Origin of the sequence: Noviluteimonas lactosilytica (assembly GCF_020866925.1) — a bacterium.
Lineage (GTDB): Bacteria > Pseudomonadota > Gammaproteobacteria > Xanthomonadales > Xanthomonadaceae > Noviluteimonas > Noviluteimonas lactosilytica.
Window position 1 is genome coordinate 338,598 of record NZ_JAJGAK010000003.1, and the last position, 14,820, is coordinate 353,417.

Below are 14,820 nucleotides of genomic sequence, written 5' to 3' on the forward strand. Positions count from 1 at the left end.
TTCGTCCCAGTAGTGACGACGGTTCCAAACTACGCGCGATTAGGTGGAAACAGCTATTGGGAAACTTCCCCGATTTCCCTGATGTTTTCCCTGTTGCATCCATTCGTTGCCTTGCATGGACTTGGATCGGCCACGATGCTGCGCTCCTGCCCTGCATCGGAACACGCATGCCGCATCGCATCCTCCTCGTCGACACGCATCCGTTGAATCGCCTCGTCATCGCCGAACAACTCGCCACGCTCGGCCATGCGGCAATCACCGCGGACGATGGCGAGGACGCGCTCGCGCTGATCGAATCGGGACGCTTCGATCTCGTGCTGGTCGAATGCCGGATGCCCGGCATGAGCGGATTCGCGCTCGCGACGCGTATTCGCGAGCTTGCGTGGGCGCGTGGAGAGGATGCGTGTCCCATCATCGGGTACGCGGAGGATCCGACGCTCGACGCGGCGCTCGCCGCGTATTGCGGCATGCGTGCATGCCTTCCGATGCCGATGTCGCTCCCCGCGCTGGTGCGCGCGTTGCGCGAAGCGTTGCCCGCGAACGCCAGCGTGGCGCGCGTGCGCGACACCGCGCAGTGGGACCTGTTCGTCGCGACGTCGCGCGAGGACCTGCGCCAGGCGCGCGAGTGCGCGCGCGATGGACGCACGGTGCAACTGCGCGACATCTTCCATCGCATCAAGGGCGCGGCATTGATGATCGGGGAAACCGATCTTGCGGCCGCGTGCGCACGCGGCGAGGCCGGCTGCGAGGACTGGAGCGCGGCCGCGCTTGCCGGCGCGATCGACCTGGTGCAGGCGCAACTCGACGCTGCCGACGCGCGCGTCGGCGGCGGCGCTCAGTGGGAACCGAGCAGGTAGCCGAGTCCGATCTGCGAGAGGTAGTGCTTGAGGTCGGTCTTCGAGTTGAGCTTCAGCTTGCGCAGCGCGTTGTACTTGTGCGCGGTGACCGTCTTGTAACTGCGGTCGCTGTCGATCGCGATGCCGTGCAGGTGCTGGCCGCTCGCAAGCGCCACGATCACGCCGCGCTCGCCCGGCGTGAGCGTGTGCCACGGATGATGGCGCGCGGCTTCGAGGTCGATGCGCGGATCGACATAGACCTGTCCGGCGAGGACGGCGCGCACGGCATCCATCGCCGATTCCGGGCCGCTCGCCTTCGACACGAACGCACGCGCACCGGCCGACAGCGCCTGTTGCGCGAGCATCGGCTGGTTCGCGCCGGTGTAAGCGACGATCGGCAAGCCGGGACGCAACGCGACGACGCGTTCGAGCAGCGGAATGCTGCCGAGCGCGCCTGGCATGAACAGGTCGAGCACCAGCAGGTCGCACGGTGCGTCGGCGAGCGTCGCGAGCAGCGTGTCGCTGTCCTCGACGGTCGCCACGCCTTCGAGCGTGTCGGGAAACGCCGCGCGCAACATTTCGCCGAGCGCGACGCAGATGATCGGATGGTCGTCGGCAACCAGGATGCGCATGCAGTAAGGGCTCGAATTCGCCAGCGGCGCGAGCATACGCCCGCCCCAAGGACGGACATAGGGGCCCTTTGGGGCAATGGCCGCTTCGCAGCGATCGATGGCGCGATCCGCCGGGTGCGCCTTCGCGCGCTCAGACTGCGATTGGCGCCTTGATCGCGGCGTGCGGGGCGTAATCGCGGATCTCGAAGTCCTCGAAGCGATAGTCGAAGATCGACGCCGGCTTGCGGTGGATCACCAGCTTCGGCAGCGGGCGCGGTTCGCGCGAGAGTTGCAGGCGCGCCTGTTCGAGATGGTTGTTGTACAGGTGCACGTCGCCGCCCACCCAGACGAATTCGCCGACGTCGAGGTCGCACTGCTGCGCGATCATGTGCACGAGCAGCGCATAGCTCGCGATGTTGAACGGCGTACCGAGCAGGAAATCCTGGCTGCGCGCCATCAGCATGCACGACAGGCGGCCTTCGGCGACGTAGAACTGGAACAGCGTGTGGCACGCCGCGAGCGCCATGCGGCCGTTGCGGACGTTGTCCTGCGGGCGAAGCGATTCGTCGGGCAAGTACTCGACATTCCACGCGCTGACGATGTGGCGGCGCGAATTCGGTTTCTTCTTCAGGCCTTCGATCAGCGCGGCGATCTGGTCGATCGAACCGCCGTCGCGCGTGGGCCAGCTGCGCCACTGCGCGCCGTACAACGGGCCGAGGCTGCCGTCCTCGGTCGCCCACTCGTCCCAGATGCTGACGCCGTTGTCCTGCAGGTATCCGACGTTGGTGTCGCCGTCGAGGAACCACAGCAACTCGTGGATCACCGACTTCAGGTGCAGCTTCTTCGTCGTGACGAGCGGAAAGCCTTCGCGCAGGTCGAACCGCATCATGCGACCGAACACGCTCAGCGTGCCGGTGCCCGTGCGATCGCCCTTCGGCGTGCCGTGTTCGAGGATCTCCCGCATGAGGTCGAGGTACTGGCGCATGGCGGTCTCCGGTCGAACGACGTTGTCAGGCGGTGCGCGGTTGCAGCGTCGGCGCGCGGCGCGACATCCACAACCACACGAGGCCGAGCACGATCAGCGGCAGGCTCAGCACTTGTCCCATCGTCACCCAGCCGAATGCGAGGTAGTCGAGTTGCTGGTCGGGCACGCGCACGAATTCCACGATGAAGCGGAACACGCCGTAGAGCAGCGTGAACAACCCGGCGACCGCGTAGCGCGGACGCGGCTTGCGCGAATACAGCCACAGCACGAGGAACAACACGAGGCCTTCGAGCAGCGCCTGGTACAGCTGCGAAGGATGGCGCGCGAATGCGTTCAGCGCGCCGCGTTCGAACTCCGCGCGCAGCGCGGTCGACGACATCGAATGGAACGGTTCCGGCAGCGATGCGGGAAACACCACGCCCCAATCGCCGCGCGTGAGCTTGCCCCACAGTTCGCCGTTGATGAAGTTGCCGATGCGGCCGAACCCCAGGCCCGGCGGCACCAGCGGCGCGACGAATTCCAACGTGTCCATCACGTGCAGCCCGCGGCGACGCGACCACCACCACACCGCCGCGACCACGCCGAGCAGGCCGCCGTGGAAACTCATGCCGCCCTGCCACACCTTCAGCATCTGCAGCGGATGGTCGATGTAGGTCGGCAGGTCGTAGAAGAGGATGTAGCCGATGCGGCCGCCGAGGACGACGCCGACCATCGCGTAGAACATCAGGTCGCCGAATCCATGCTGGTCGACGCCGGGCAGCCGCCCGGCCTGCACGCGACGGTGGCCGAGCCACCACGCGACGCCGAAGCCGAGCAGGTACATCAGGCCGTACCAGTGGATCTTGAGCGGGCCGATCGACAACGCGATGGGGTCGATCTGGAGCAGGTACGTCATGTCGTGCAAGGCGGGGTTCCGTCGTCGCGGCTTCGAGGCATTGTGCCTCAGGGGATCATGCCTCAGAGAATCCGCGGGCGGTTCGAAAGTTCGTCGCGATCCTCGCGACCTTCGATGCGCGGCGCTTGCCCGGCCAGCAGGTCGGAGATCGCGTCGATGCCGTGGACGATCGCGGTGGCCGGATCGTCGGCGCGCAGGCCGGCCTCGATGGTTTCGCACACCGCGCGCCATTGCGCCGGGTCGATGCCGCGCAGGCCGCGGTCGGCGACGATCTCCAGCCGATGGTCGGCCAGCAGCACGTACAGCAGCACGCCGGTATTGCCCTCGGTGTCCCACACGCGCAGCTTCGCGAACGCCTGCTCGGCGCGTTCGCGGACCGGCGTGCCGCGCAGCACGTGGCGCCAGTGCAACGCCGGCTCGACCGCGAAGCAGATTTCGCCCGAATGCCGCAGCTCGCCCGCGTCGATCGCGGCGGTGATGCGTTCCATCGCCTCGGCCGGAAGCCAGGCATCCGCGGAACGTGCGAAGAGATGTCGGAACAAGCGCATGCGCCGCCTCACCAGCTGCCGGAGGCGCCGCCGCCCCCGCTCGAACCGCCGCCGCCGGACCAGCCGCCGCCACCGAAGCCGCCGCCACCCCAGCCGCCACCACCGCCGCCCCACCCGCCGGGCATGCCGCCCCAGCCGCCGTGGCGTGCGAAGCGGCCGCGCGGACCAAGTCCCGCGAGGCCGATCACGAGGCCGATCACGGCGCCGAGGCCGGCGGCTAACAGGCTCGCGCCGATGAGCCAGGCAACGGCGCCCGACGCCGCGCCGCCAAACAGGGCGCGCACCCCGGACGGCAGGAACGAGAAGATCCCGCGCGCCACCTGCGCGACGATGAAGGCCGCGAACAACGCGAACAGCCAGCCACCGCCGCCGCCTTGGCCACGCGCGGGCGCGTTGTCCGCCATCGGCGCGGGCAGGGCTTCGCCGTCGATCAGTTTCACCAGCGCCGCGGTCGCATCGATCAACCCGCCGCCGAAATCGCCGGCGCGGAATTTCGGCACGAGGTATTCCTGGATCACGCGGTTGGCGATCGCATCGGGGATCGCGCCTTCGAGGCCGTAGCCCGGTTCGATGCGCACGCGGCGGTCGTTCTTCGCGACCACGATCAGCACGCCGTCTTCGATGTCCTTGCGCCCGAGCTTGTACTGCTCGAACGCGCGCACGGTGTATTGCTCGATCGTCTCCGGCTGCGTCGTCGGCACCATCAGGATCTGCAACTGCGCGCCCTTGCGCTTCTGCAGCGCGCGCGCCTGCGTGTCGAGCGCGGCGACCTGCGTCGGATCGAGCGTGCCGGTGGTGTCGATCACCGGCTTGTCGAGCGGCGGGATGGGCGCCAGCGTCTGCGCGAACGCCGGCGCGCACGCGAGCATGCACGCCAGCACGAATCCCGCGAGCTTGCGCATCGCGTCAGTTCGCGGGCGCCACCGCGGGATTCGCGGCGGTCGACGCGACCGGCGGCGGCACGGCGGCCGGCGCGGGCGCGGCCGGCGCCTGCGACGCGCCGAAGTCGACTGCCGGCGCTTCCTGGATCTGCTGCTCGTTCTCGACCGTGAAGTTGGGCTTCTGCTGGTGGCCGAACGCCATCGCGGTGAGGTTCTGCGGGAACTGGCGGATGTAGGTGTTGTAGTCCTGCACCGCCTCGATGAAGCGGCCGCGGGCGACGGTGATGCGATTCTCCGTGCCTTCGAGCTGCGCCTGCAGATCGCGGAAGGATTGGTCGGACTTCAGGTTCGGGTAGTTCTCGGTCACGACGAGCAGTCGCGACAGCGCCTGCGACAACTCACCCTGCGCTTGCTGGAACTGCGCGAGCGAGGCGGCGTCGCTGGCGTTGACGTTCATCTGGCCGACCTTCGCGCGCGCTTCGGTCACGCGGATCAGCACTTCCTTTTCCTGCGCCGCGTAGCCCTTCACCGTGTTGACGAGATTGGGGATGAGGTCGGCGCGGCGCTTGTACTGGTTCAGCACTTCGGACCAGGCGGCCTTGGTCGCTTCGTCCTTCTGCTGGATCTGGTTGTAGCCGCAGCCCGAGAGCAGCGCGAGGGCCAGCATCAGCAGCACGACGCGCAGGAACGACATCGAACGCATGGGGGGAGCTCCGCGGTGGGGGTCGCGGCGCATTCCAGCACCGGCCGCGACAGCGCGCAATGAAGACGCCGGCGGGCGCCTTCCCCCGCGGGGGAAGCCCTGGGCGCTACGGCGCCAGCGACCGCCGCGCGGCGCGGCGGCGGGCCCAGAGGTTCAGGCACTCGACCATGGCGGAGAAGCCCATCGCACCGTAGAGGTAGCCCTTCGGGATGTGCAGCTCGAAGCCATCGAGGATCAGGTACGCGCCGACCAGCACGATGAAGGCCAGCGCCAGCATCTTGATCGTCGGGTTGCGTTCGATGAAGTGGCCGAGCGGCGTGGCCGCGAGCAGCATCACCGCGACCGCGAGCAGGATCGCGCCGACCATGATCGTCGTGTGGTTGGCCATGCCGACCGCGGCGATGACCGAGTCGAGCGAGAACACGATGTCGATGATCGCGATCTGCGCGATCACCATGCCGAACGAGGCCATCGGCTTGGTGTGGATGTCCTCCGACTCGTCCTCGCCGGCGACGAGGTCGCGGATTTCCATCACGCCCTTCACCACGAGGAAGACGCCGCCGAGGATCAGCACCAGGTCGCGCACCGAGATGCCCTGGCCGAGCAGCGTGAACAGGTCGCTGGTCAGCCCGGCGAGCCAGGCAAGCGTCAGCAGCAGGGCGATGCGCGTCAGGCACGCGACCGCGATGCCGAACTTGCGTGCCTTCTCGCGCTTGTCGTGCGGCAGCTTGCTGACCGCGATGGAAATGAACACCAAATTGTCGATACCGAGCACGATCTCGATCGCGCTCAGGGTGAACAAGGTGAGCCAGGCCTGCGGGTCGGCCAACCAGTCGAACATCGTGATCCTCTATCTCGTTTGCTTCGCCAACAGCCTTACAGGTAACGCGGCCCCAGGATCAGGCCCCACACGAGCAGGAAGTTGAGCATCAGGACGAACACCGCCGCCGAGCCCATGTCCTTCGCGCGGCCGGCCAGTTCGTGGAATTCCGGGCCGTAGCGCTCGATCACCGCCTCGATGGACGAATTGAGCAGCTCCACGCCCATCACCAACAACCCGCAGCCGACCAGCAACGCACGCTCCACGCCATCCTGTCCGAGCCACAGGCCCAACGGGCCGAGCACCGCGAACAGGTAAACCTCGAGCCGGAACGAGGACTCGTGCAACCACGCCGCACGCAGGCCCTGCAGCGACCAGATCGTGGCCTTCATGATCCGACCCGGGGCGCGAGGCAAGTGTCCGAAATGGTCAGCCATGGGGAGGTGGGTGGCGGCAGGCCGCAAGAACCCCGGATTCTGCCACGTGCCCCCCTGCCGAGGCGAACGTCGCGGATCGGTCACCGGCGCATAACGGCGCGCGGCGCACGTTGCGCCTCTGCTTTTTGCTGGAGGTTCGCCGCCATGGCCGTCAATCCCGTTCCCGAGGGCTATCACACCGTGAATGCCTACCTGATCGTCGACGACGCGGCCCGCGCCATCGATTTCTACACGGCCGCCTTCGGGGCGAAGGAGCTGTTCCGCCTGGAGGTCCCCCGCCCCGACGGCACCGAGCGCGTGGGCCACGCCGAAATCCGCATCGGCGACACCAACCTGATGCTCTGCGACGAATGGCCCGACATGGGCGCGCTCGGCCCGAACCGGCGCGGCGGCGCGACCAGCAGCTTCGTCATCTACGGGCCCGACGCCGACGCGGCGTTCGAACGCGCGGTGCAGGCCGGCGCGAAAGTGGTGAAGCAGGTCGCCGACCAGTTCTGGGGAGACCGCATGGGCACCGTGGCCGATCCCTTCGGCCACCAGTGGACGCTGGGCACGCACATCGAGGATGTCGCGCCCGAGGACCTGACGTTGCGCATGAAGGAATGGGCGAAGGCGCAGAACGCGCAAGCGACAGTGACCTGACGGAAGCACGACGCTTCCCGCGTGCATGCGCGGCCATTGACGATGGCGACGCATCCGCGACACTGGCGCGCATGTCTCGCCTGCTTCCGCCGCCGCATTCCACGCTCGTCGCCAACACGTCGCTCGCGGGCGTCGGCATGTTCTTCGTCGCCGCGGTCGCGATGCACGCCGTGCGGCCCGATCTGCAGTGGATGCTCGCGCCGCTGAGTTTCTATCTCGTGGGCGAATACGCCGGTTGGCTGAAGGCGGCGTACGTCGCGCTCGCGGTCGCATTGATGCTCGTGGGCCTGCAGTTCCGCCATGCGTTGCGGCCGGGGGCGCGCAGCGATCTTGCGCCGTGGTTGTTCGGCACCGCGTCGCTCGCGGTCGTGGTCACCGCGTTCGCGGACACGCAGTTGCCCGGTGGACCGAAGACGACCGAGGCGTTCGTGCACATGGTCGCCGCGCCGATCGCGTTCCTCACGGTCAGCTTCGCCATGCTGCTGCAGTCGTGGCACATGCGCATGGATCCGGCGTGGCGGCATCGCTTCGCGGTCGCCTTCGCGCTCGCGCTCGCGTGCTTCGCGAGCCTGTGGGTGCATGCGCTGGTGCGCGAATGGCCGCGCGGCCTCACCCAGCGCGGCGTGATCTTCCTCGTGCTTGCATGGCTCGCGCTCGCCGCGACGTGGTTGCGTGCGGCGGCGCGCGCTCAGTCCTTCGCGGCGGCGCCGGTTTCGTCTTCGTAGATCGCGGTGCCGCGCGAACCGTCGGGCTTGATCCACGCGCGGTACATGCCGGACGTGTTGAACGGCATCGCGATGTTGCCGTCGCGATCGAGCGCGACCACGCCGCCGTCGCCGCCCATCTTCGGCACGATCGTGTCGATCACCTCGCCCGCCGCCTGCGCGAGCGTGTCGCCCTTGTAGGCCACGCGCATGCAGATGTCGTGCGCGACGGCGGCGCGGATGAAGTATTCGCCCCAGCCCGTGCCCGACACGCCGCAGCGCGCGTCCGCCCACGTGCCCGCGCCGATGATCGGCGAATCGCCGACGCGGCCCCACCGCTTGTCGGTCATGCCGCCGGTGCTCGTGCCCGCCGCGATGTGGCCCTGCGCATCGAGCGCGACCACGCCGACGGTGCCGAAGTAACTGCCGGGCGCGGTGACGCCGGCCTGCTTCTTCGCCTGCGCGTCCTTCCATTGCTCGAGGCGGCGCTCGGTGTCGAACCAGGTGTTCGGCACGCGTTCGATGTCGGGCAGCGTATCTGCGAACTGTTCCGCGCCCGCGCCGGCGAGCATCACGTGCGCCGAACGCTCCATCACCGCGCGCGCGAGCTTGATCGGGCTGCGCACCGTGGTCACGCCGGCGACGGCGCCCGCACGCTGCGTGTGGCCTTCCATGATCGACGCATCGAGTTCGTGCTTGCCCTGGGCGTTGAACACCGCGCCCTTGCCGGCATTGAAGTGCGGATCCTCCTCGAGCACGCGGATCGTGGCCTCGACGGCATCGAGCGCGGCGCCGCCCTTCGCCAGCACCGCGTTGCCCGCGTCGAGCGCCTGGTTCAACGCCGCGCGCACCTCCTTCTCTTCCGCCGCGGTCATCGACCCACGCTCGATGACCCCCGCGCCGCCATGCAGGACGAGTGCGGTCTTCGGCTTCGCAGGTTCTTCAGCGTGCACGGCCGGCGCTGCGAACGCGCAGCAGATGGCGATGGCGAGCAGGGCTTGGCGCATGGCGTGGTCCTCCGGACATTCGACGGAGGATAACGCCTCCGGTGGAACAGGCGAAAACAGGGGCAAAAACAGGGGTCAGAGCACAATTTCGATTCGCGAAATTGTGCTCTGACCCCTGTTTGTGCTCTGACCCCTGTTTTTGTTTTTACTGCTGCCGCAACGCCTCGATCGGATCCAGCAACGACGCCTTGCGCGCCGGGTAGTACCCGAAGAACAACCCCGTCGCGATCGAGAAGGCCGCCGCGAGTCCGACGACATTCGCGTTCACCTCCACGGGAAGCTCGCTGAACTTGCCGACGAGCAACGCACCGGCGATGCCGATCACGATGCCGATGACGCCGCCGACCATCGAGATCAGCATCGCCTCGGCGAGGAACTGCCGGCGCACGTCGCTGGGCCCCGCGCCCACCGCCATGCGCAGCCCGATTTCGCGGATGCGCTCGGTCACCGACACCAGCATGATGTTCATGATCCCGATGCCGCCGATGACCAGGCAGATCGTCGCCACCGCGCCGAGCAGCTTCGACATCAGGTTGGTCGTCGCGGTGCGCGTGCTGATGATCTGCGCGATGTTGCGCACGGAGAAGTCGTCGTCGGCGCCGGGCTGGAGCTTGTGCCGCTGGCGCAGCAACGCTTCCACTTCGCCCTGCACGTAGTCGAGGTCGTTCGCATTCGCCACGCCTAGCGCGATCTGCATCACCGCACCCGGCGGCAGGCCCATCGCGCCCATCAGGCGGCGACGCGCGGTTTCCAGCGGCACCACGACGATGTCGTCCTGGTTCTGGCCGAACCCGCCCTGCCCCTTCGGCTGCAACGTGCCCACCACGGTGAACGGCACGCGGCCGATGCGGATCGTCTGCCCGAGCGGATCGTCGTCGCCGAACAACTCGCGCCGCACGGTCTCGCCGAGGATCACTTCCTTCGCGGCGCCCGTGTAAGCGCGCGCGTCGAAACCGTCGCCGCTGGCCATCGACCAACCGTTGATGTCGAACCAGTCCTGCTGCACGCCCTGCCAGCTGCCCGACCAGTTGTTCTCCGCGTACACGAACTGGCTGCTGCCGCGCAGGCTGCCCGCGACGAATTGCACTTCGGGGATTTCGCCGCGGATCGCGTTCGCATCGTCCTCGCTGAGCGTGAACATGCTGGCGCCGCCGATGCGCACGCCGCCGAAGCCGCGACCCGAACCGGGGCTGATGTCGAGGCGGTTGGACCCCAGGCCCGCGACGAGCTTGTCGATCTCCGCCTGCGTGCCCTGTCCCACCGACACCATCACGATCACCGCCGCGATGCCGATGATCACGCCGAGCGAGGTGAGCGCGCTGCGCATCCAGTTGCCGCGCAGCGCATGGAACGCGGTGCGCAGGACTTCCATCGGGTTCATGCGCGCGGCTCCTCGGACAGGCGCCCGTCGCGCATGGTGAAGATGCGGTCGCAGTGGTGCGCGACATCCGGGTCGTGCGTGATCAGCACGACGGTGTGGCCGTCGCGTTGCAGCGCCTTGAACAGCGCGAGGATCTCCTCGCCCGTTTTCGAATCGAGCGCGCCGGTTGGTTCGTCGGCGAGCAGGATCGGCGGACGGTTGATCAGCGCACGCGCGATCGCGACGCGCTGTTGCTGGCCGCCCGACATCTCGCTCGGACGATGATGCGCGCGATTGCCGAGGCCGACCGCTTCCAGCGCGGCTTGCGCGCGGCGCCGGCGTTCGTCGCGGTGCACGTTCGAATAGCCCATCGGCATCGCGACGTTTTCCAGCGCGTCCATCCGCGGCAACAGGTTGAAGCCCTGGAACACGAAGCCGATCTTGTCCAGGCGCAGGCGCGCGCGGCCTTCCGCATCGAGCGACGCGACGTCGACGCCGTCGCACAGGTAGGTCCCGTCGCTCGGCGTGTCGAGGCAACCGAGCAGGTTCATCAGCGTCGACTTGCCCGAGCCCGACGGCCCCATGATCGCGACGAACTCGCCGGCCGCGATGCGCATCCCGACGTCGTGCAGCGCGACGACTTCCGCTTCGGTGCCGGCCGCGTAGACCTTGCCGAGCGAGCGCGTTTCGATCACCGCGGCGGGCGCGGCGTCGCGTGCGAGCGCATTCATTGCGCGGCCTTCGGCTGCGCCGCGCGCTGCGCGCCGACGATCACCGCATCGCCCGCGGCGATGTCGCCGGAGACTTCGGTGTTCGTTCCATCGGAGACGCCGATGCGCACCATCGCCAGGCGCGGCTGGCCGTCGACGAGCTTGTAGACCGGCGCGCGGCGTGCTCCGACGAGCGCGTTCACGCCCGCATCCCACTTGCCCTGTTGGGCGGCATCGAGCGTCGCGCGGAACGCGGCGAATTGCTGGTTGAAACGTTCCTGCATGCGCTGGCGCATCGCGCCGCTCATGTCGCCGCCGCTGTTGCCGTTGCCCGCGCCCGGACCACCGCCGGGACCGCGACCGAACAACGCGCTGCCGCCGCCCTGCGGCACGTTCGTCGGCGCCATGCGCGCGGCCATGCGTTCGCGCATCTGCTTCAGCGCATCGTCGAACGCGGCCTGCTGCGTCGGGTTGAGTTGCAGCGACTGCGCGAGCTTCGGCACCTCGCCCGCGAGCGAACCGCGCGGTTGCGCCTGCGCGCCGTCGGCCGGCGCCGCGTCGTCGGCGGGCTTGAAGCGCAGCGCCGCGTTCGGCACCTTGAGCACGTCGTCGCGGCGGCTGACTTCGATCTCCGCATTCGCGGTCATGCCGGGCAGCAGCACGCCGTCGGCGTTGTCCACCGACACGACGACCGGATAGGTGATCACGTTGTTGGTGTTGGTCGCCGACAAGCGCACCTGTTGCACCTTGCCGCGGAATGCGCGGTCGGGGAACGCATCGACGGTGAAGTTCACGCCCTGCCCCGACTTGACCTGGCCGATGTCGGCCTCGTCGATCTGCAGCACGATCTCCATCTTCGACAGGTCTTCGGCGATCTGGAACAGCACCGGCGCCTGCAGGCTCGCGGCGACCGTCTGCCCCGGCTCGATCGAACGCGTCAGCACGACGCCGTCGACCGGCGAGCGGATCACGGTGCGTTCGAGGTTGAGCTGCGAGGTCTGCGTCGACGCCTGCTGCTGGGTGATCTGCGCCTGCGCGGCGGCGACCTGCGCGAGCGCCTGGTCGCGCGCGGCCTTCGCGAGATCGACGTCGCTGCGCGCGATCAGCTGTTGGCCGACGAGTTCGGCCTTGCGCTTGTAGTCGACCTCGGCGTTCGCGAGCGTCGCCTTCGCGGTCGCGAGGTTGGCGCGCGCGCTCGACACGGCGGCCGAGCCCTGCGCGATCTGCGCCTGGTACGTGCTCGGATCGATGCGCGCGATCACCTGGTCGCGGCGCACGCGATCGTTGAAGTCGACCAGCACGTCGGTGACCTGGCCGGAAATCTGGCTGCCGACATCGACGGTGGAAATCGCGGCGAGCGTGCCGGTGGCGGAGATCGCCACGCGCAGGTCGCCGCTTTCGACCGTGGCCGTGCGGTACGCGCCGACGGCGGCCGCGGCATCGCGCTGGCTCCACCACCAGCCGGCGATGCCGATGGCGAGGAGACCAAGAACGAGGGCAGAGGAGCGCAACGAGGGGAGCGCGCGCTTGCGCGCGGTCGCGGATCGGGAAGCAGCCATGCGGAGAGGTCGCGGTCCGTGGGTGTGGAATCGGCGGGAACGCGCGCCCGTGGGCGGCGTTGACGCTCGGACCGTGCGGGCGTGCGTTCGTTCCGCCCGCGGTCAGCGAACGAACTGGATCGTCGCCAGGGTGCCGCTGCCGGGCACGCTCTCCAGCACCACCGGCCAGCCGAAGCGTTCGCCCAGGCGGCGCACGACCGACAGGCCGAGGCCCATGCCGCCGGTGTCCTGGTCGGCGCGATAGAACGGATCGAAGGCGCGCTGCAGGGTTTCGCGCGACATGCCGATGCCGGTGTCGCGCACGCTGACGCGGTCCTTCTGGATGCGCACCTCGATGTCGCCCTTGTCGGTGTACTGGCAGGCGTTGCTCAACAGGTTGCCGAGCATCACCGACAACACGCGCGAGGGCGCGTGCAGTTCCGGTTCCGCATCCTTGACCACGTGCAGCGCGACCGGCTTGCCTTCGAGCAGCGGCTGCACCTTGTCGACTTCCTCGGCGACGATGTCGGAGACCGCGAAGTGCTCGGCCTGCGGTTCGATGTCGGCTTCGCGCGCGAGGATGAGGAACGCGTCGATCACCTGCTCCATGTCGCGGCTCGCGCGCTGGATGCGGCGCAGCGATCGTTCGCCGCGCGGGCTGAGTTCGCGTTCTGCTTCGAGGAGATCGGCCGCGACGCGGATCACGGTGAGCGGCGTGCGCAGTTCATGGCTCGCATCGCGGGTGAAGTTGCGTTCGCGCGCGACGAAGGATTCCACGCGTTCGCCGAGCGTGTGCAACGCCTTCGCCAACTGCCGCGCTTCGCCGCTGCCGATGTCCGGCGGCAGGCGATGCGGCGCGAGGGCGCCGATGTTCGGCTGGCGCGGATCCCACGCGGCGACTTCGCGCGCCAGCCAGTTCACCGGCGTCACAAGGCGCTTCGACACGCGATAACTCAGCAGCGACACCGCGAACACCGCGCCGAGCCCGAGTGCGACCGGCAGCACCGCATAGGCGTACATCAGCCGGTCGATGCGCTCCTGGTCGTACACGATGAAGAGCGTGCCGCCGTCGCCGTGCGCCACGCGCACCTGCATGTCGCGCTCGCGCAAATCGTGGTGGCCGACCGGCAGGCTCGCGATGTTCGCGGGCAGGCTCGCCGGCGCCTTCTCGCCATCCGGCACGAACCAACTCTTGAAGTTGCGTCCGTGCGGCAGCGAGTACCCCACGTCCATCGACTTGCGCGCAAAGTAATCCGCCGCCTCGGCTTCCGAGGCGGAGCGGATGAAACCAACCCGGATCACCAGCGATACCAGCCAGCCCGCGACGATCACCGCGAGGCTGACGAGGACCACCTGGAGCAGGAACGCTATCCGGATCTTGCGGGGCAAGCCTTGGGGCACTGTGTCCTCAGGCCGGCGGTTGTTCGATGTCCGCGATCCTGTAGCCGGCGCTCTGCACGGTATGCAGCAGCGGCTTCTCGAATGGCTTGTCGATGGTCTTGCGCAGGTTGTAGAGGTGGCTGCGGAGCGTGTCGGAATCCGGCAGCCCGTTGCCCCAGATCTCGCGCTCGATTTCCTGGCGGCTCACGACGCGCGGCGATTCGCGCATCAGGATCGTCAGCAGCTTCAGGCCGATCGGCGAGAGCTGCAGTTCGCTGCCGGCGCGCGTGGCGCGCAGGGAGGCCGGGTCGAGCACGAGGTCGGCGACCTTGAGCACTTCGGCGCCCACCTGGCGGCGCTCGCGGCGGATCAGGGCGCGCAGGCGCGCTTCGAGTTCCTGGATCGCGAAGGGCTTGGTGAGGTAGTCGTCGGCGCCGGCGCCGAGGCCGGTGAGCTTCTCGTCGAGCGTGTCGCGCGCCGTGAGCATCAGGACCGGCGTCGACTTGCGCGCTTCCTCGCGCAGCCGCTTGCACACTTCCAGGCCGTCGAGGCGCGGAAGCATGAGGTCGAGGACGATCACGTCGTAGCTGTTCTCGGCGGCGAGGCGATAACCGTCGAGCCCGTCGGAGGCGTAGTCGACTTCGAAGCCGCGGCCTTCGAGGTATTCGCCGACCATCTCGGAAATGTTTCGGTTGTCCTCGACGATGAGGACGAGGCCAGCGGGTTCTTCACTGCTGCGCATGGAGAGGCTCCTGTCGGGGTC

General features: G+C 68.4%; 17 protein-coding genes. 3 read left to right on the plus strand and 14 right to left on the minus strand.

The window, feature by feature from the left end; genetic code table 11:
* The first annotated feature begins 167 nt into the window (after positions 1 to 167).
* Positions 168 to 857, plus strand: a complete 690-nt coding sequence (locus LK996_RS13545) for an Hpt domain-containing response regulator (RefSeq protein ID WP_230527889.1) — start codon at positions 168 to 170, stop codon at positions 855 to 857.
* On the opposite strand, the gene LK996_RS13550 is transcribed toward LK996_RS13545, so the two are convergent.
* The 8 genes from LK996_RS13550 to LK996_RS13585 all read right to left on the minus strand — a co-directional run bounded on the left by LK996_RS13550 (position 836) and on the right by LK996_RS13585 (position 6,716).
* Complete coding sequence (locus LK996_RS13550) at positions 836 to 1,468, minus strand: response regulator transcription factor (protein ID WP_230527890.1); 633 nt, start codon at positions 1,466 to 1,468, stop codon at positions 836 to 838. The genes LK996_RS13545 and LK996_RS13550 overlap by 22 nt on opposite strands.
* Before the next feature lie 130 nt (positions 1,469 to 1,598).
* A complete protein-coding gene (gene thyA / locus LK996_RS13555) occupies positions 1,599 to 2,432 on the minus strand; it encodes a thymidylate synthase (RefSeq protein WP_230527891.1) in 834 nt (277 codons plus the stop codon).
* A gap of 25 nt (positions 2,433 to 2,457) precedes the next feature.
* Positions 2,458 to 3,327 carry a prolipoprotein diacylglyceryl transferase gene (lgt, locus tag LK996_RS13560; RefSeq protein WP_230527892.1) on the minus strand — a complete coding sequence of 290 codons (870 nt, stop codon included), beginning with the start codon at positions 3,325 to 3,327 and terminating at the stop codon, positions 2,458 to 2,460.
* A gap of 62 nt (positions 3,328 to 3,389) precedes the next feature.
* The gene (locus LK996_RS13565; RefSeq protein WP_343225883.1) at positions 3,390 to 3,875 is read right to left on the minus strand and encodes a TPM domain-containing protein; all 486 of its coding nucleotides are present in this window, start codon (positions 3,873 to 3,875) and stop codon (positions 3,390 to 3,392) included.
* Between the two features lie 8 nt (positions 3,876 to 3,883).
* Positions 3,884 to 4,777, minus strand: coding sequence for a TPM domain-containing protein (locus LK996_RS13570; RefSeq protein WP_230527894.1), 894 nt, complete (start codon positions 4,775 to 4,777; stop codon positions 3,884 to 3,886).
* Between the two features lie 4 nt (positions 4,778 to 4,781).
* Entirely contained in the window at positions 4,782 to 5,459 is a 678-nt protein-coding gene (locus LK996_RS13575; RefSeq protein ID WP_230527895.1) for a LemA family protein, read from the minus strand.
* A 106-nt stretch (positions 5,460 to 5,565) separates the two neighbouring features.
* On the minus strand, positions 5,566 to 6,300 hold the full coding sequence (locus tag LK996_RS13580; protein ID WP_230527896.1) for a TerC family protein: 735 nt from the start codon (positions 6,298 to 6,300) through the stop codon (positions 5,566 to 5,568).
* 35 nt (positions 6,301 to 6,335) lie between these two features.
* Positions 6,336 to 6,716 carry a diacylglycerol kinase gene (locus tag LK996_RS13585; RefSeq protein WP_230527897.1) on the minus strand — a complete coding sequence of 127 codons (381 nt, stop codon included), beginning with the start codon at positions 6,714 to 6,716 and terminating at the stop codon, positions 6,336 to 6,338.
* Between the two features lie 144 nt (positions 6,717 to 6,860).
* Between LK996_RS13585 and LK996_RS13590 the strand changes: the two genes are divergently transcribed.
* Positions 6,861 to 7,358, plus strand: a complete 498-nt coding sequence (locus tag LK996_RS13590; RefSeq protein WP_230527898.1) for a VOC family protein — start codon at positions 6,861 to 6,863, stop codon at positions 7,356 to 7,358.
* Positions 7,359 to 7,429: 71 nt separating this feature from the next.
* Positions 7,430 to 8,083, plus strand: a complete 654-nt coding sequence (locus LK996_RS13595) for a DUF998 domain-containing protein (RefSeq protein ID WP_230527899.1) — start codon at positions 7,430 to 7,432, stop codon at positions 8,081 to 8,083.
* On the opposite strand, the gene LK996_RS13600 is transcribed toward LK996_RS13595, so the two are convergent.
* The 6 genes from LK996_RS13600 to LK996_RS13625 all read right to left on the minus strand — a co-directional run bounded on the left by LK996_RS13600 (position 8,047) and on the right by LK996_RS13625 (position 14,799).
* The gene (locus LK996_RS13600; protein WP_255657076.1) at positions 8,047 to 9,069 is read right to left on the minus strand and encodes an isoaspartyl peptidase/L-asparaginase family protein; all 1,023 of its coding nucleotides are present in this window, start codon (positions 9,067 to 9,069) and stop codon (positions 8,047 to 8,049) included. The two genes, LK996_RS13595 and LK996_RS13600, sit on opposite strands and share 37 nt — an antisense overlap.
* A 145-nt stretch (positions 9,070 to 9,214) precedes the next feature.
* Entirely contained in the window at positions 9,215 to 10,450 is a 1,236-nt protein-coding gene (locus tag LK996_RS13605; protein ID WP_230527900.1) for an ABC transporter permease, read from the minus strand.
* The gene (locus LK996_RS13610) at positions 10,447 to 11,160 is read right to left on the minus strand and encodes an ABC transporter ATP-binding protein (RefSeq protein WP_230527901.1); all 714 of its coding nucleotides are present in this window, start codon (positions 11,158 to 11,160) and stop codon (positions 10,447 to 10,449) included. The genes LK996_RS13605 and LK996_RS13610 overlap by 4 nt, the downstream gene beginning before the upstream one ends.
* Entirely contained in the window at positions 11,157 to 12,698 is a 1,542-nt protein-coding gene (locus LK996_RS13615; protein ID WP_230527902.1) for an efflux RND transporter periplasmic adaptor subunit, read from the minus strand. Before LK996_RS13615 ends, LK996_RS13610 begins: the two co-directional genes overlap by 4 nt.
* 102 nt (positions 12,699 to 12,800) lie before the next feature.
* Complete coding sequence (locus tag LK996_RS13620) at positions 12,801 to 14,078, minus strand: sensor histidine kinase (protein WP_230527903.1); 1,278 nt, start codon at positions 14,076 to 14,078, stop codon at positions 12,801 to 12,803.
* Between the two features lie 7 nt (positions 14,079 to 14,085).
* On the minus strand, positions 14,086 to 14,799 hold the full coding sequence (locus tag LK996_RS13625) for a response regulator transcription factor (RefSeq protein ID WP_036170123.1): 714 nt from the start codon (positions 14,797 to 14,799) through the stop codon (positions 14,086 to 14,088).
* Positions 14,800 to 14,820: the final 21 nt, after the last annotated feature.